The sequence below is a fragment of the Serratia sp. PAMC26656 genome (genome assembly GCF_016469055.2).
GTDB classification, from domain to species: domain Bacteria; phylum Pseudomonadota; class Gammaproteobacteria; order Enterobacterales; family Enterobacteriaceae; genus Serratia; species Serratia plymuthica.
On record NZ_CP150486.1, the window covers coordinates 4759092 to 4776229 of the forward strand.

At 53.9% G+C, this 17138-nt stretch carries 12 protein-coding genes, 1 tRNA gene and 2 pseudogenes; 6 read left to right on the forward strand and 9 right to left on the reverse strand.

The window, feature by feature from the left end; genetic code table 11:
• Nucleotides 1-55: 55 nt before the first annotated feature.
• The 3 genes from JEM67_RS23460 to prpB are packed head-to-tail and all read right to left on the reverse strand — an operon-like array spanning nt 56 to nt 3659.
• Complete coding sequence (locus tag JEM67_RS23460; protein WP_199638440.1) at nt 56-1507, reverse strand: bifunctional 2-methylcitrate dehydratase/aconitate hydratase; 1452 nt, start codon at nt 1505-1507, stop codon at nt 56-58.
• A 57-nt stretch (nt 1508-1564) separates the two neighbouring features.
• Nucleotides 1565-2731, reverse strand: a complete 1167-nt coding sequence (gene prpC / locus JEM67_RS23465) for a bifunctional 2-methylcitrate synthase/citrate synthase (protein WP_199638442.1) — start codon at nt 2729-2731, stop codon at nt 1565-1567.
• Between the two features lie 37 nt (nt 2732-2768).
• Nucleotides 2769-3659 (reverse strand): methylisocitrate lyase, encoded by an 891-nt coding sequence (prpB, locus tag JEM67_RS23470; RefSeq protein ID WP_199638444.1) that lies wholly within the window; start codon nt 3657-3659, stop codon nt 2769-2771.
• Between the two features lie 259 nt (nt 3660-3918).
• Between prpB and prpR the strand changes: the two genes are divergently transcribed.
• Nucleotides 3919-5523, forward strand: a complete 1605-nt coding sequence (gene prpR / locus JEM67_RS23475; protein ID WP_199638446.1) for a propionate catabolism operon regulatory protein PrpR — start codon at nt 3919-3921, stop codon at nt 5521-5523.
• Between the two features lie 29 nt (nt 5524-5552).
• On the opposite strand, the gene speF is transcribed toward prpR, so the two are convergent.
• The gene (gene speF / locus JEM67_RS23480) at nt 5553-7715 is read right to left on the reverse strand and encodes an ornithine decarboxylase SpeF (RefSeq protein WP_197930956.1); all 2163 of its coding nucleotides are present in this window, start codon (nt 7713-7715) and stop codon (nt 5553-5555) included.
• Between the two features lie 706 nt (nt 7716-8421).
• Between speF and JEM67_RS23485 the strand changes: the two genes are divergently transcribed.
• Nucleotides 8422-8497: transfer RNA gene (locus tag JEM67_RS23485), tRNA-Phe, on the forward strand.
• A 379-nt stretch (nt 8498-8876) separates the two neighbouring features.
• Here JEM67_RS23485 and JEM67_RS23490 read toward each other — a convergent pair.
• Nucleotides 8877-9563, reverse strand: a pseudogene (locus JEM67_RS23490) (integrase core domain-containing protein).
• A 344-nt stretch (nt 9564-9907) separates the two neighbouring features.
• Here JEM67_RS23490 and JEM67_RS23495 point away from each other — a divergent pair.
• Together JEM67_RS23495 and JEM67_RS23500 are read left to right on the forward strand one after the other, a co-directional pair.
• A complete protein-coding gene (locus tag JEM67_RS23495) occupies nt 9908-10285 on the forward strand; it encodes a hypothetical protein (protein ID WP_199638454.1) in 378 nt (125 codons plus the stop codon).
• Between the two features lie 66 nt (nt 10286-10351).
• Nucleotides 10352-10597 (forward strand): hypothetical protein, encoded by a 246-nt coding sequence (locus JEM67_RS23500; RefSeq protein WP_199638448.1) that lies wholly within the window; start codon nt 10352-10354, stop codon nt 10595-10597.
• A 274-nt stretch (nt 10598-10871) separates the two neighbouring features.
• Here JEM67_RS23500 and JEM67_RS23505 read toward each other — a convergent pair.
• Together JEM67_RS23505 and JEM67_RS23510 are read right to left on the reverse strand one after the other, a co-directional pair.
• Nucleotides 10872-11971 (reverse strand): IS3 family transposase gene (locus tag JEM67_RS23505; protein ID WP_199639703.1). Its coding sequence is split into 2 segments (ribosomal slippage): nt 10872-11710 and nt 11710-11971, totalling 1101 coding nucleotides; the frame shifts between segments, so codons are not numbered across the junction.
• A gap of 622 nt (nt 11972-12593) precedes the next feature.
• Nucleotides 12594-13277: a helix-turn-helix transcriptional regulator gene (locus JEM67_RS23510; RefSeq protein WP_199639494.1), complete on the reverse strand. Its 684-nt coding sequence runs from the start codon at nt 13275-13277 to the stop codon at nt 12594-12596.
• Between the two features lie 265 nt (nt 13278-13542).
• Between JEM67_RS23510 and JEM67_RS23515 the strand changes: the two genes are divergently transcribed.
• Nucleotides 13543-14295, forward strand: a complete 753-nt coding sequence (locus JEM67_RS23515) for an SDR family NAD(P)-dependent oxidoreductase (RefSeq protein WP_199639492.1) — start codon at nt 13543-13545, stop codon at nt 14293-14295.
• Between the two features lie 110 nt (nt 14296-14405).
• Nucleotides 14406-14578, forward strand: a pseudogene (locus JEM67_RS23520) (transposase); the annotation flags it as partial.
• Between the two features lie 46 nt (nt 14579-14624).
• Here JEM67_RS23520 and JEM67_RS23525 read toward each other — a convergent pair.
• Complete coding sequence (locus JEM67_RS23525) at nt 14625-15869, reverse strand: cation:proton antiporter (RefSeq protein ID WP_199639490.1); 1245 nt, start codon at nt 15867-15869, stop codon at nt 14625-14627.
• Nucleotides 15870-16035: 166 nt separating this feature from the next.
• A complete protein-coding gene (locus JEM67_RS23530; protein WP_233527883.1) occupies nt 16036-17130 on the reverse strand; it encodes a Rieske 2Fe-2S domain-containing protein in 1095 nt (364 codons plus the stop codon).
• Nucleotides 17131-17138: the final 8 nt, after the last annotated feature.

The following is a 17138-nucleotide window of genomic DNA, read 5'->3' on the forward strand; positions in this document are numbered from 1 at the left end:
CAGGGCCGGCATAAAAACCGGCCCTTTTTTCGGCTTATCGCTGCAGATACGGCGTTTAAATCACGTACAGATCGAGGTATTCATGCACCGGCATCTGCTCTAAACGCCGCCGATCCAAAGAGATAGCCAAAATCCGCTGCTGCTGCCGGAGCGGGAACTGGCGCCCCAGGTTAGTGGTGAATTTTTCAATCAGCAAAGGGATACCGTCCTGGCGACGGCGGGCGTGCCCGATCGGGTATTGCACCTCGACCTCCTCGAAGCGGCTGCCGTCGCTAAATTCCAACGTAATGGCGTTAGCGATAGAACGCTTCTCGGGATCGTGGTAGTCGGCGGTAAAAGCGGGATCTTCGACACACCCGATCTTGGCGCGCAAGCTGTCGATGCGTTGATCCTGCGCCACATTGTCTTCGTAATCGGCGGCGCGCAGGCGCCCGAACAGCAGCGCGATAGCCACCATATACTGAATGCAGTGATCGCGATCCGCCGGGTTATCAAGCGGCCCCTGCTTATCGATAATGCGGATGCAGGCTTCATGAGTGCGAATGCTCACTTTGCTGATATCCGCTGCGCTTTTGCCTGCCGCCAACATCCGTTGATGCAGCGTCATTGCGGCTTCTACCGCCGTCTGGGCATGGAACTCCGCCGGGAAAGCGATCTTGAACAGCACGTTTTCCATCACGTAAGAGCCATAGGGGCGCTGAAAGCGCAGCGGTTCGCCGTTGAACAGCACGTCGCAAAATCCCCAGGTCTTGGCGCTGAGCGCCGAGGGATAACCCATCTCACCCGTTTGCGCCATCAGCGCCAGCCGCACTGCGCGTGAGGTGGCGTCGCCGGCGGCCCAGGACTTGCGCGTGCCGGTATTGGGTGAATGGCGGTAGGTACGCAGCGCCTGGCCATCCACCCAGGCCAGCGAGACGGCGTTGAGGATTTCGTCGCGGGACAACCCCAACATCTCTGCCACCACCGCCGTGGAAGCGACTTTCACCAGCAAAACATGATCCAGGCCGACGCGGTTAAAGGAGTTCTCCAGCGCAATGCAGCCCTGAATTTCATGAGCCTTGATCATGCCGCCAAGCACCTGCCCGATCGTCAGAGGCTCTTTCCCACCGGCCACCGCATTGCGCGACAGCCAGTCCGCCACCGCCAGGATCCCGCCCAGATTATCCGAAGGGTGCCCCCACTCAGCCGCCAGCCAGGTATCGTTAAAATCGAGCCAGCGGATCATGGTGCCAATATTGAAGGCCGCCTGCACCGGATCGAGCTGAAACTGGGTCCCCGGCACGCGTGCGCCGTGGGGCACCTGGGTGCCCGGCACTATTGGCCCGAGCAGCTTCCTGCAGGCCGGATATTGCAGCGCTTCCAGGCCGCATCCCAGCGTATCGAGAAAGCAATAGTGCGCGGTTTCATATGCCAGTGCAGATGAAATCTCAAAATTCATAACATAATCAACAACATCGACCATTTCACGATCGAAATCCGGACGGATATTGAGCACGGAGGCGGACATAAGGCTATCTTCCTGTTTTATGATTATTGGCAAATGCGGCGCCATGCGGCCGCCGGTTTATTGACGCTGATCGAGGGGCACAAAAGCGCGTTCCTCCGGGCCGATATAGGCCGCCGCGGGCCGGATAATCTTGTTGTCGAGGCGCTGCTCAATAATATGCGCCGACCAACCGGTAACGCGGGCGATGACAAACAGCGGCGTGAACATTTCAGCGGGCACGCCCATCATGTTGTAAGAGACCGCCGAGAACCAATCGAGGTTAGGGAACATTTTTTTGGTTTCCCACAGCACGCTCTCCAATCGGTCGGCGATATTGAACAGCTTCGGCTGCCCCGCCTCCTGCGACAGCTGATGTGCAATGCGTTTGATGACCTGATGGCGGGGATCGGCGAGGGTATACACCGGGTGGCCAAAACCGATGATCACCTCTTTGTTTTCGATGCGTCTGCGGATGTCGGTCTCCGCCTCTTCCGGCGTATCATAACGCTGCTGGATTTCCAGAGAGACTTCATTGGCGCCGCCGTGTTTAGGGCCGCGCAGCGCGCCAATGGCGCCGGCAATCGCCGAATAAATGTCCGAACCTGTACCGGCAATGACCCGGCCAGTAAAGGTAGAAGCGTTGAACTCATGTTCGGCGTAAAGCACCAGCGAGGCGTGCATCGCCTTTTCCCAGCTTTCCGTGGGCTTGGCGCCATGCAGCAAATGGAGGAAATGGCCGCCAATCGAGTCGTCATCCGTTTCCGTCTCAATGCGTTTGCCGTTGTGGCTATAGTGATACCAGTACAGCAGCATGGAACCGAGCGAGGCCAGGAGTTTGTCGGCAATATCGCGGGCGCCCGGGGTGCCATGTGCATCTTTCTCCGGCAAAACGCAGCCCAATGCGGAGACACCGGTACGCATGACGTCCATCGGATGCGAGGCGGCGGGCAGCGCTTCCAGCACCGTTTTAACGTTCATCGGCACGTCGCGCAGCGCTTTTAGCTTGACCTTATACGCGTCCAGCTCGTGCCGGGTGGGCAATTTGCCGTGGATCAGCAAATAAGCCACCTCTTCAAATTCACAATAATGCGCCAGCTCGAGAATGTCATAACCGCGGTAGTGCAAATCGTTGCCGTTTCTGCCCACGGTACACAGCGCGGTATTGCCCGCGACCACGCCAGATAAGGCAACGGATTTTTTCGGTTTATTGCCTGACGATGTCTGTTGGGGCGTTGTCTCTGTCATGTCAGCCTCTCTGTGATATTGGCGAAGAAAACCTTATTCATTCGCCGCGTTCGCGGGCAAATAAGGCATCCAATTTCTCTTCGAACTGGTAGTAACCAATGCTCTCGTAAAGCTCGTGACGAGTTTGCATTTGGTCGATGACGTTTTTTTGCGTGCCTTCCCGGCGCAGAACCTGATAAACATTTTCCGCCGCACGATTCATGGCGCGGAATGCAGATAAAGGATAGAGCGCCATCGCAACATGCGCGCTTTTCAATTCTTCAGTAGTAAACAGCGGCGTCGCGCCGAACTCGGTGATATTGGCCAAAATGGGCACCTGCACCGCGCCGGCGAATCGACGGTAGATCTCCAGCTCGGTCACCGCCTCGGGAAACAGCATATCCGCCCCGGCTTCGATGTAGGCCCGGGCGCGATCGAGCGCCGCCTCAATCCCTTCCACGGCCAGCGCATCGGTGCGCGCCATGATGGCAAAATTGAGATCGGTGCGGGCATCCACCGCCGCCTTGATGCGATCGACCATCTCCGCCGTAGAAACAATGGCCTTATTTGGCCGGTGCCCGCAACGCTTGGCGCCAACCTGATCTTCGATATGCAGCGCCGCCGCGCCGGCTTTGCCGATAGCCTTCACGGTGCGCGCCACGTTGAAGGCCGAAGCGCCGAATCCAATGTCCGCGTCAACCAACAGCGGCAACGGGCAAACGTCGGTTATCCGCCGCACATCGGTCAGCACATCATCAAGCGTGGAGATGCCTAAATCGGGCAGCCCCAGCGAGCCGGCCGCCACGCCGCCGCCGGAAAGATAGATGGCTTGAAAACCGGCGCGTTGCGCCAGCAGCGCATGGTTTGCATTGATGGTCCCGACAATTTGCAACGGGCTTTCTTTACTTAATGCGGCACGAAAGGCCTGGCCCGGAGAGGGGGATGTCATAGGCTTATCCTCTTGCAGACAGCTGTTATTTTCAGGTATCGGCAATAAAGCAAGGGGCGTACCAACCTTGGCTTAAAATCGACGTTCTAAAAAAACAATGTTAATCAATCAGATAATAAAACCTCTTCGCTGAGCCAGGCCGCCATTTCAAAAAATGCGCCCCGGTTAACGTTTCATGAAACGTTTCACACCCTTGGCTTGAAACATGCGTGAAACGCGCCTACAACAATAGCTATGTTTCCGCATGCGTAGTGATACTATGGCTTACTCTTCAGATCTACCGGACGGCGCTGGCGACAAACCCGCCATCTGGATCGTCTCCGTCACGCGCCTGTTTGACTTGCTGCGGGATATCAGCCTGGAATTCGACAGCCTGGCAAGCATCACACCCATTCAACTGGGCTTTGAAAAAGCCGTGCAGCATATCCGCCAAAAATTACTCACCGAGCGCTGCGACGTCATCATTGCCGCAGGCTCCAATGGCGCCTATTTGAAAAGCCGCCTTTCCGTGCCGGTGGTGCTGATCAAACCGGGCGGTTTTGACATCGTTCAGGCATTGGCCAAGGCGCGCCGCATGGCCTCGTCAGTAGGCATCATTACCTATAAAAAAACGCTGCCGGAGCTGCTGGAATTTCAGCACGCGTTTGATTTGCAACTGGAACAGCGCAGCTACGTCACTAAAGAAGAAGCGCGCGAGCAACTCAATGAATTAAAAGCGAAAGGCGTTCAGGCGGTGGTCGGCGCCGGGCTGATTACCGATCTGGCTCAGGAAGCGGGGCTTGCAGGCGTGCTCATCTATTCGACCGCCACGGTGCGCCAGGCCTTTCACGAAGCGCTGAGCAGGACACGTTCCTTGCAAGGCGCGGCCCAACCGCGCAAGCCCCCCTCTGGCCGCGAAACCCTGCGCGCGCGTTATGGGGTAAACCACCTGCGCGGCGATTCACCAATGATGGAGAACGTTCGCCGCACGATCGCGCTTTATGGCCGCTCATCCGCAGCGGTGCTCATCCAGGGGGAAACCGGCACCGGTAAAGAGTTGGCCGCCCAGGCCATTCATCAGGAATACTTTTCCCGCCGTGCGGCGGCTCCGTTCGTTGCCATCAACTGCGGCGCCATTGCCGAATCGCTGCTGGAGGCGGAGTTATTCGGTTATGAAGAGGGGGCGTTTACCGGCTCCCGCCGCGGTGGGCGCGCCGGCCTGTTTGAAACGGCCGATGGGGGCACGCTGTTTCTCGATGAGATCGGTGAAATGCCGCTGCCTCTGCAGAGCCGCTTGCTGCGCGTGCTGGAAGAAAAAGAAATCACCCGGGTTGGCGGACAGCGCCCTATCCCGGTGAAGGTGCGCATTATCAGCGCCACCCACTGCAGCCTGGAAAACGCAGTGAGCCGCAGCGAGTTTCGCCCCGATCTGTTTTATCGGCTCAATACGCTGCGCCTGAGCCTGCCCGCGCTGCGTGAGCGAGAGCAGGATGTCATGGAGCTGGCCCAGTGGTATCTGAAACAGGCGCTGGCGGAGCTGAGCGTGCCATTTACCGCCGCCTGGATGCAGGCCGTTTTTTCCTGCCGACAACGGTTGCAGGGCTATAGCTGGCCCGGGAATATTCGCGAGTTGCGTAACATGATGCAGCGGCTGGCGCTGTTTTTAAGCGCCGAACCCTCGGAGGCATTGAGTGAACAGAAGCTCTGCGGCTGGCTGCCGGAGCTGGTTTGCGTCGGGTTATCGCCCGAGCCGCCTGCGCCCGTCATATCAGACGTTAAGGCCGCTCTGGCGCAATTTAATGGCGATCGCGCCGCGACAGCGCAGTACCTCGGCATCAGCCGCACCACGCTGTGGCGGCGCCTGCGGGAAGCAGGCCGCTCTTAATTATTGCAGCAAAGCGGCCCGAGGCGCGTTTACTGCTTGATCATATAGCCGAAAATGCGTTTCCAGCCGTGATCTTTTTTCTCGATATACACGCCCTGCAGCTCCGGTGAGAAGCCCGGTAGACGGTTGATGCCATCTTCCAGCGCCAGGAAGTAACGCTGCACCGCTCCGCCCCACACTTCCCCCGGTACCACGCACAGCACGCCCGGCGGGTACGGCAACGCGCCTTCCGCCGCAATGCGCCCTTCGGCCTGGCCGATCGGCACCAGCTCGACGTTGTCGCGAATAAACTCCACGTTGGCGTCCTGCGGGTTCATCACCACCTGCGGGAAATGGTTCTTGCGGAACATCTCTTTTTGCAGCTGCTTAACGTCGAAGCTGACGTACAGATCGTGCATTTCCTGACACAGCTGGCGGAGGGTATAGCCGCGGTAGCGCTGCTCGTTCTTGCGGTACACCGTCGGCAACACTTCGCTCAGCGGCGCGTCTTCTTCCACGTAGCGTTCGAACCGCACCAGCATATCGACCAGGTGCTCCATCTTGGCCGGATTTTCCGCCGGGGTCAGCAGGAACAGGATCGAGTTAAGATCGCATTTCTCCGGCACTATGCCGTTCTCGCGCAGGAAGTTGGCCAGAATGGTGGCCGGCACGCCGAACTCGGTGTATTGGCCGGTGGCCGCGTCGATGCCCGGCGTGGTCAGCAGCAGCTTGCACGGATCGACCAGATACTGGTCCTGCGCATAGCCTTCAAAACCGTGCCATGTCTCACCCGGCACAAAGTTGAAGAAACGGGCATCGTTGGCGATCAGGTCAGTATCGTAATCCTGCCAGGCCTTGCCCGCCACCTGCAAAGGAATAAACGGCCGCAGCTGCGAACAGCGTTCCAGCAGTTGCTTGCGCGTCTCGATGCCGAGCTTCACGCAGTCCATCCACATGCGGCGGCCGGCGGCCCCGGCATGCATCTTGGCGTTAACGTCCAGCGCGGCGAACAACGGGTAGAACGGGCTGGTCGAGGCGTGCAACATGAAAGCATTGTTAAGGTGCTTGTGGTTACAGTGGCGCTTCTGGCCCTTGATGTGATCGTCTTTCTTGTGGATCTGCGAGGTCTGCGAGAAACCGGCCTGCTGCTTATGCACCGACTGGGTGACGAAAATACCCGGATCGAGTTCATCGAGCTCCAGCAGCAGCGGCGAGCACTCTTTCAGCATCGGGATAAAGCCTTCGTAACCCACCCAGGCGGAGTCAAACAGGATGTAATCGCACAGATGGCCGATGGTGTCGATCACCTGGCGCGCATTATAGATAGTGCCATCGTAAGTACCGAGCTGAATGATCGCCAGCCGGAACGGCCGCGCCGCATTGGCCTTCTCCGGCGCCACCTCACGGATTTGCTCACGCAGATAGCGCTCGTCAAAACAACGCGAATCGATGCCGCCGATAAAACCAAACGGGTTACGCGCGGTTTCCAGATACACCGGCGTCGCCCCGGCCTGGATCAGCGCGCCGTGGTGGTTGGATTTATGGTTGTTGCGATCGAACAGCACCAGATCGCCGCGGGTCAGCAGCGCATTGGTCACCACCTTGTTGGCCGCCGAAGTGCCGTTGAGCACGAAATAGGTTTTATCGGCGTTGAAGACCCGCGCCGCATGCTTTTGCGCATCCTTGGCCGAGCCTTCGTGGATCAGCAGGTCGCCCAACTTGACGTCGGCGTTGCACATGTCGGAACGGAAAAGCGTTTCGCCGTAGAACTCGAAAAACTTCCGGCCGGCCGGGTGCTTGCGGAAAAACTCCCCGCCCTGATGCCCCGGGCAGGCAAAGGTGGAATTTTCCATTTCCACATAGGTCTTCAGCGTTTTGAAAAACGGCGGCAGCAGCGCCTGCTCGTAGGCGTCCGCAGCGGCTTCCAGTTGCGCCATATAGAACGCCTTGCTGGCGCCGGCCAGGGCAAAAACGCCGGTAATAAACGGCAGGTAGTCCGGGGAAAGGTGTTCATCCCCTTCAACAGCAACAAACGTTGGGATCTCGAATCCGGTGGCTTTCAACTGCGCCAAAATACCGGCGTTAACGTCATCAACCGACACCACCACCGCGGCCACATCGGTATAGTCCGTCTGTTCAATGCGGACAATCTGGCGCAGCGTTTCAATCGTGGCGACCAGGCTGGCGCTTGTCGCTATTTTCAATTCTTTCATCATGCTAACTCTCAAACGGTTAAGGATGAGGTGGTGCCACGGGGCACGGCGATGAGATAACAACGGTTATCCCGGCAAAGTGATGTCCGGCGTTGCAGCATAAAGCGCAACCGTGACCAGCTCATGATCGCGAGATCATCAGGCAGCTATCGGGGACTGGTATCGGCAGCGTCCGATAGACATCAGTAAAATCAGAGCCGCAGCTCTATTTTTAATAATGCCTAACAGCGAGCATCAGAAGATGCCTTACCGCATGGTCGGCAGGGCGTTCTTGGCGTACTGTGTTCGGGAAAGGTAACGGCGGCGTGATGGCATCTTCAGATGTCTGGTGCGCAGTGGCGCTTGAGTAACAAAACCAGTCATGCCAGTAATCCTCTGACTTAAATGAGCGGAAACACCGTTAGGGGACGTAGAGTGCCAAAATTTGCGCAATGATTGCATGTTTTTTTATGAGGTTCAAGTAACAATTATGTTACTACCCACTGAGGCAGGTATCGCATAACTCATTGTTATTTATCATATAAAAATAAATACCTGTAAAATCAAAACGGTATAAATACACACATTTGGTGCATATCTATTGCCGAGGGCCGACGCAGACGCCCTGGAGCGCCCCGCCCCATTGAATGAAAATAGAGCAACCGATCGGGTTTGTGACAGAAAGCGATTGACGATATCCAGCCAATAGGGTTAAATGCGCCCCGTTGCCCGGATAGCTCAGTCGGTAGAGCAGGGGATTGAAAATCCCCGTGTCCTTGGTTCGATTCCGAGTCCGGGCACCATATTTAGAAGAACCCGCCTATGGCGGGTTTTTTGCTTTCTGGGGTATGGACTCTCCATCGAACAAGTTCGATTATTCGGCCTGAAGGCCTCACCCTGCGGGCCAACGCTGAAGCGTTGTTCAACACGGCGCAAGCGCCGGTTGTCCGAGTCCGGTCGCCACTAATTCTGCATCAAAGCACACTGGTTAGAGGTACACCCTTTAACGGGCGGAACAAAGGAACTGACGGGTTGATATCGCAGTGTTGTCGAGCTTGCATATTCGATATCAATAACTAGGTTCATCTTAAAAAGGATGCCTGTGTTGGCGCACAGGCGTCATTTTCTCGATCACGATTAATTTTTACAGCTGGTGACCTACCCTAGTATTAGATACAACCGTCAGTTAGCAATGTCGGCTTGTTCACTTCCAAACTCACCATTTCGCAACCTTGCTACAAACTCGGATGGCGTCTGATAATTCAGTGCTGAATGGAGCCTGCATTCGTTATCGTCCCACCACCAGTCATTAATGATTTTTCTTGCGTGCATGATGTCGCTGAACCAGTGCTCATTCAGACATTCATCGCCACAGCGCCCGTTAAAGCTCTCGATAAATCCGTTCTGTGTCGGTTTGCCCGGCTGAATTAGCCGAAACGCATGCGTTCCAACGCAAGCTCAGTGATGCGTCCGGATAAATGCGCATCAGCAGCCGAACGCAGCGCCTCATAGCGACAGGTTGACAGGGGTCACCTGCAGGCACAACGTTACGACAGAACTATCGCATCACACATCACTGTCACAGCTTCCCGTTTCTGGTCTGTCGTCAGTACTTTCGGCCCAGTGCTGCCTGTAATGCTTCTTTGTCCTGCATGGCTTCTTCCAGTAGCTTCTTCAGGCAGGCGCTCTCTTCTTCAAGTGACTTAAGACGCTTCACTTCCGGCACTTCCATGCCGCCAAACTTCTTGCGCCATGTATAGAAGATGGCATCGTAGATAGCATGCTTGCGGCATATCTCCCGGGTAGGAATACCGGCCTCGGCTTCGCGAAGAATGTTGATGCTCTGTTCGTCAAAAAACGCTTCTTCATGGGGTGTCCTCATATTGCTGATGAAGACATTGCTAACATCGGAGTGTATTAATCACGGGGAGCAGGTCAAATCACTAGTACAATAGCACAAGAAGATTTTTAATATTATTTAATATATAAGATCGATAATAAGACCACGATTAATTCCCCATAATTATAATTAATTATGCAATTATTACTTTACCATATGACTTAAATTGAGTTTTAAGGCTGTTTTTAAACTCATTAATAATAACGCTTGCTAATGAAGTCGGAATAAGTTAATTATTTAACGGCTTTACATAGCCTTACACAGCTTTACACTTTATAATTGTATTGATTACATCAACAGAAGGAGTTGTTTTATGAAAATTATTGATTCTTCGTTGTTAGAGTATGTCTCCGGTGGTCAGGGTAATAATGGTGGTGATCGTACCGACAATGGAGGCCGAGGCCATTATGGTAATGGAACCTCAACCAATTATGGTGGTCAGGCTAATGGCTTTGTAAGTAATCGGGCAGCCGCTGATCAAGCGTTAGGTCAGGGGGATTGTTCAAATGGTGTAGCCGCAGGTGTTCTTGGCGGCCTTTCTACCGGAAATCCTGTTGGATTTGGTCTCACTGTTGCTGCGGGGTTTATAGGCGGGGGTTGCTTCAAAGATGCAGGGAACAACAACAGCAGTAGCAAAGGAGGCAGCAGCAATTGTGGTAATGGTGGTGTTGGCGGCTCCTGTACGCGCTGATTAGTCCTATATTACGGTTAGAACATAAGTAATGGCTCTAACCGGTGTTATATAAAAGGATATGACATGAACAGTGAGAAAAAATGGTATTATTTATATGTTTTTTTGTCGTTTTTGATTATTCCTTTACTATATCGTAGCCTGGGGATTTTCAGCTATTGGTATTATGAAATCCCCAGAGAGTTATCATTATTGATTTTATTTGTTGTTGTTCCAGTTGGAACCTATGTTTGCGTAAAAAAAATAATATTAGCCATTAAGTTTTTATTTAGAGCCACTAATAAATCCAATGAGAAGAAAAAGTCAACTTAGTATAATAACGATGTTGTGGCAGTTACCGTCGTGGGAGTTTTAAGGGGACTTATTGCCGGTCCTACAGGAATGCTGGCGGGAGCTCCGATGGGATGGGTGGGAACAGCGATTTGGGTGGCAATAGTAACAGTGAAACGGTCAGTGCCACTGGACACCATATTCCCTCATCAGGTTGTTAACCTAATGAGGGAGTGATCTCTTCCCCAAATCAGCGCCAGACTAAATCAGAGATCCGGGCTTTTTGATCTCTTCCCCAAATCAGCGCCAGACTAAATCAGAGATCCGGGCTTTTTTGCAGACTTCGGACAAATTCTGCCGGAGTCTGGTTATTTAACGAGGAATGTGGCCGGTACTGGTTATATTCCAGCCGCCAGTGCTCGATCTTCTCCTGAGCATCTTCCAGTGACAGGAACCAGTGCACGTTCAGACATTCATCACGCAGGCTGCCGTTAAATGACTCAACCAGGGCGTTATCTGTGGGCTTCCCGGGGCGTGAGAAGTCCATCGTTACCCGGTTTTCATACGCCCAGCGATCCAGCGTTTTCGAGATAAATTCGCTGCCGTTGTCCGTCTGTAGCCGCTGTGGTACACGCTGCTGTGTCTGCCTGATCCGTTCCATCACGGCGACCACATCGTCACCGCGAAGCCCCTGGCCTACCTCGATCGCCACGCATTCACGACTAAAATTATCGACTACAGTCAGGGCTCGGATCCGGCGTCCGTTGAACAGATTATCAGCAACGAAATCCATGCTCCAGCACTGATCCACAGCGGTCACGGCCGGGCGGATACGCCTGTGCCTGGCCGTCACGTGCCGCCGCGGGCGTTTTGACCGCAGGTTCAGCCCTTCCAGACAGTAAATCCGATGGGTTTTCTTGTGGTTAACCAGCCAGCCCTCGCGCCGCAGCAGGATATGGATCCGCTGCACACCATAACGAATGCGGGTTTCTGCAATCTCCCGTATCCGCTGCGTGAGGGCCCGGTCATCGCGGCAGCTGCGGTAGTGGTAGACCGTTCGGCTCTGCATCATCAGCCGGCATCCCCTGCGAACCCCGATGCGGTACGCCGCCAGCAGGTATTCGACCGCCTCGCGTTTCTGCACCGGCCTCAGAACTTTTTTCGGATGACGTCCTGCAGCATTTCCTTGTCCAGACTGAGATCGGCGACCAGCCGCTTCAGGCGGTGATTCTCTTCCTCCAGCTGGCGCAGCCGACGCAGTTCTGTCACGCCCATGCCACCAAACTTCTTCTTCCAATTGTAAAAAGTAGCTTCGGAAATCCCCATCTTTCTGCACACTTCCTCCACCCGAGTGCCGGTTTCAGCCTGTTTCAGGGCAAACGCGATCTGTTCTTCGGTATAACGTGTCTTTTTCATGTCAGATGACCTCTTTTTGCAGGAGAAGAAAGGCCGAAAACTCTACTTTACGCCGGTACTGAACAAAGGGAAGAGATCAGTGTCTGGTAAAAAGATCCCATGGAAAGTGAGTTGAAGCAGTAGCCCACTGAAAAATATCAGGGCTATATCTTTTTTAAATTTTTATAAGGATGGTAAACTCACCATTACGTCACATTATCTTATTACGTAGAAAAGGCGTTAATCTAGGCAATAAGAAAGTATATATGGTACAGACTTCGAACATATGGATTTTCAGCACCGATATCAAAAATTCGAATATATATATCTGTACAGATATTAACACTCTATTTATTGCCATCGATTCGTTTTATTTTTCCTTGGAGAATAGATTACCTTATGCATTATAATCATTCTAAAGCTAAGTGTTGAAAATTTCCCTGGTGTTACATATTTTCAATGCCCTGTCCGTTATTTAAATAAATCCGGCCACAATAATATTACAAGGTATTATGATAATTACTTATAGTTTTTAATTAGCAACGCGTTGGAGTAGAATAATATTAATTTTGTTAACGTGTCAAAAGGAAGGATTTAAGATCCTATGAGAAGTCATAGTATAAAACCAATAGACTCACGATAACTATTTGAAAAAAATCTGAAAAGGAAATGTATCCTGATACCCTAGCTTAATGCACTCATCTATAAGCTGAACACTTGAAGTTACATTGAACTTGACTTTCAGGCTTCTCATGCAGTAGTCATAATTAGCAAGATTAATATTTAAAAGCTCTGATATTTGTTTTCTTTTCAATCCTTTAAGAAGAAAAAAAAGCAGTTTAGCCTCATTGGCACTGAGTTTCACATCTTTGTATGATGATATTTTTAACACTTTCGACATACCAGTAACATTATGAAAATCAACATAACCATTCATAATAATAGCTGTTGCCGTGGTCCCGGCAGGAAATCCATTTTTATCATATATAACTTGTTTAGAAGTATGTAAAAATGCATGAACGACTCCCGGGAGTGGTTCAAGAACATTGTAAACCTCACCTGCAAGGATCGCTTTCTCATGATCCCTATAAATATCGCCTCTTTCAGCCCATGGCATGTCTGAGTCATCAAGAGTCGGCAACCTATATGGATCCACACCAGAGAACCGGCTAAACAATAAGTTAGATGCAACAAAGCGGTGATTGAGATCTTTAACAAGGCTTATCCCGGCGCAGGCAGGTATTACGGGGTTGTCTAAATAATATTCAATGGTTGGTGAGATCTTCTCATCCAAAGGTGAAAACTGTCTACTCTCTATCTTGGTCATGGAAGTCCTCCCATGGACTTTAGGGCTTTCACTGTAAAGCGAAAGCATAATCCGTCATTTTCACTCTATAAGTAACATATTTCTGCAACCTAAAAACCCTCTCGTTTTATGAATATAATGTAACAATACCTTTCATTATTGTTTTACGTATTAAAACCGCGTCTCATTATAACTACAACGCAACTAAAAACAGGATGTTTTATTTCCGTTTCCTGAATCCCAATCTATACTGGGGTAGGTATTTTACAGTCCATGGAGATTCAGGATGTCTAAGAAAAAAACCGTCATAATTACTGGTGCGCTTAGCGGCATTGGAGAAGAATGTGCCCGCACGTTCAGTCAAATGGGGTATAATGTAATAATTTCAGGACGTAATGAAAAAAGAGGTAGGGAATTAGAAACCGAACTACGTCAAATCAATCCTGAGATTCACTTCTTTTTAGCCGATATCGTATTTGAGAATCAGGTTTCCGAATTAATTAAGTACACGCAGCAGGTTTTTGGGAAAATCGATGTCTTGCTTAATGTTGCAGGTACAGAGGGGCAGCCTATCTCACATGACAGAACCACAGTCGAAGACTTCCGCCATGTATTTGATACCAATGTGCTGGGAACCCAACTGGTGATGAAGCATGTTCTGCCGGTTATGAGCAAACAGGGGTCAGGCAGCTTGATTAATTTCTCATCGCAAGCTGGGCAAGTCGGTATTCCTGGCGGCAGCGTCTATTCAGCTAGTAAACATGCAGTAAACGGATTAACACGCTCCGCCGCACTTGAAGTTGCCGCTGACGGGGTGCGGGTTAACGCCATTGCGCCCGGGCCAGTAGCAACAGCAATGTTTGACCGGTTTGTGGGTAACGATCCGATAGCGAAGGAAAAATTTCTCAGTAAAATGCCTACAGGTCGTATTGTTACAACCGAGGAGATTGCTGCGACGGCACTTTTCCTGGCTTCGGATAATGCCCGTTCTATCATTGGCCAAATTATCACGGTTGACGGTGGCTATTCTGTAGGTTAATACCCAAAAGAACTGGCAAGTTGATATCACAGTGTTTTCGAACTTGTACACTCTATATTAATAACCAAGCTTCTCTTAAAAAAGGATACCTGTGTTGGCGCACAGGCGTCCTTTTCTCGATCACTGGTGATAACCCCGAACGGTTGAAAAGTGAAGCGGCGCTGGCATCACTCTGTGACGTGAATCCCTTACCAGCCTCTTCTGGGCACCGATTAAACGTGGTGGCTCACGTGAAGCAAATAATGCCCTGCGGATAATAGCCCTGGCGCGTCTGCGTAGCGATCCGCCAGAGGAACAATTTTCAATTGGCGCAACCTACCTGATGCGCGTCACTTTTCGGTGCCCTGAATTGCTGACGTCGCGCGCGATTGCGCGCGCAGCGTGAGTCGAACCAGCGGTACGGTCAGCGCCGTCGTCACCAGCGCGAACACCACGAGGATCGTGTAGACCTTTGGCGGAAGGATCTGCATCTGCAGACCGATGGACAGGACGATGAGCTCCATCAAGCCGCGCGTATTCATCAGCGACCCCACCAACATCGCATCGCGTGGCTCAAGCCCGGTGGCACGCGCGCCCAGATAACTGCCGCCGAACTTGCCGATGAATCCGCCCACGAGGAATACGCCGAACCACATCCATGATGCCGCGTCGTCGATCGTGCCGACCGACGCATGCAGCCCCGCATACGCGAAAAACACCGGCATCAGCACAAGCCTGACAAAACCTTCGACGTTGTCCCGCCACTCACTCGCAATGCCGGGCACGCGCCGCACGAACAGCGCCGCCGCAAGAGCGCCAAATGCGCTATGAAACCCGATCAGCGACGTCGCAAGTGCCGACGCCATGACGAAGCATAACAACACGGCCAAGCGATCGCGCGCCGCATGCGCAGTCGATGCAAGCCGCATAAGCGTCGGTCGAACCACGAAGCGCACCAGGAGCGCGCACAGCACCAGATACGCGAGCAGGCTGACGAGCATGCGCGCAAATGCCCAACCAGGCCCGCTCGATAGCGAAGCAATAGCGGCAAGCAGCATCCATCCGAGCGCATCCGTCAGCATCGCGGCAGACATTGCGTGCCGTGCGCCCACCATGGCGTTGAGCGCCAGGTCGTCGACGATGCGCGCCATCACCGGTACCGCTGATATCGCAAGCGCGACACCGCAGAAGAGTATATAGGGCAGCGCCGGCGCGTCGCCGGCGAGCATGTCTTTCGAGACAGTGGCGACGATCATGCCGATCGCGGCCGGTAAGACGAGCCCGCCCGCGGCGATCGCGACGGGCATGCGCCAACGCTTGCCACGCAGCGTCTCGCCCAACTCCATATGCAGACCCACCTGAAACATCAGCAGTATCAGGCCGACTTCACCGACTTGCCCCATCGCCGACAGCGTACGGGGGCCGAACAATGCATCGTAGAAATCCGGTGCGATCACGCCGAACAGCGAAGGACCCAACAGCAAACCGGCCGCGATCTCGCCGACGACCGCGCACTGGCCGAGCCGTTCGGCAATGCGGCCGCAGACATTGCAGAGCGCGATCACCAGCACGAGTTGCAACAGCCAGACAGTCATGAATACCTCGGAAAGAGCGGCACCGACACGAATCTGCTGGCCGCGAGCCCGACTGGCCCCGCCGCGCCATACACCGTGATGACCGTGACGCCGCTCGCCAGGTTCGCGAGCGCCCGGCGGAACGACGCGCCCAAGACCGGCTCGGTTAGGGCCGCCGACTCACGCATCACCGTTCACTCTCAACGCGGTCGACCCAGCCCCGGTAGAACGCACGGTACTTGAGCACGAGCTTATCGTACTTGCTGTACGCGCCGCCGCCGTCCGGCTTCATCCCGTTCCAGATTTTGACGTCGTACTTCGCTGCCTGTCTGGTCTGCAGCCCGAACAGCACGTAGTCGGTCGCGCGGCGCAGGGCGCCCCCCACTTTCTTGATCGAGATGAGCATGTGCATGACGTTCTTGCCGTCGCTCACCGGCGTCACACACTGGAGCAGCTTGTATTTGAAGTCTCCGTCCAGGGAGACGGTCATGACGCACCCGCCGGGGTAGCCATCGAAGTGCAGGTTCATCTGCGACATGTTCAGGCCGAGCACGCGTGCCAGCATGCCGGAGGCCCCGAAATACCGGTCCACGGTGAAGTCGATCCCGGCACCGAACCACGCGCCCGCCCGGGCCAGAGACTCAACCTCCGGCCACCGCTGCCAATCGTCGAAGAGCTTGAGCTCGAAGGCCGAGATCGGGAGCTCATGCACGGGGGACGCGTGTTGCGCGTCGTAGAAGTTCTCTACAATCCGCAAGACCGCCGTCGTCGTCTCGAACGCGAAGTGCAGGTGCATAAAGTCGCCGTTGTCGACGTCGGCTGCGGCGATTTCGGGCAGCGGGTGCAGCGGCTCCGGGGAGCCGTACCAGACCCACACGTAGCCGTATCGTTCGGTGGTGACCAACGTCGGTTGACGCACCGATCGCGGCACGGGCTCCAGCCGGCGCACCGTCTGGTTGTGACCGGGGATGTGAACGCACTGGCCCTGCTCGTCGTACCGCCAGTGATGAAACGGGCACTGGATGCACCCGTCCTTGACCTGCCCGTCGGCCAGGTTCGCACCGAGGTGCGAGCAGTGGCGGTCCATCACCACGGCCTGCCCCGTCGCTCCGCGCCACGCCACGCACGGCCGGCCGAAGAGCGTCAACTCCGTCGGTTTGTCCTTGAGGTCGTCCGAGCGCATCGCGACGTACCAGCTCGCGGCCACGCTCGTGGTCGCATCGTACGCCCTCGAAGGATGCTCCTCGGCGTTCACTTGAACCAATTGAATGTCGTTCATCATTTTTGTGT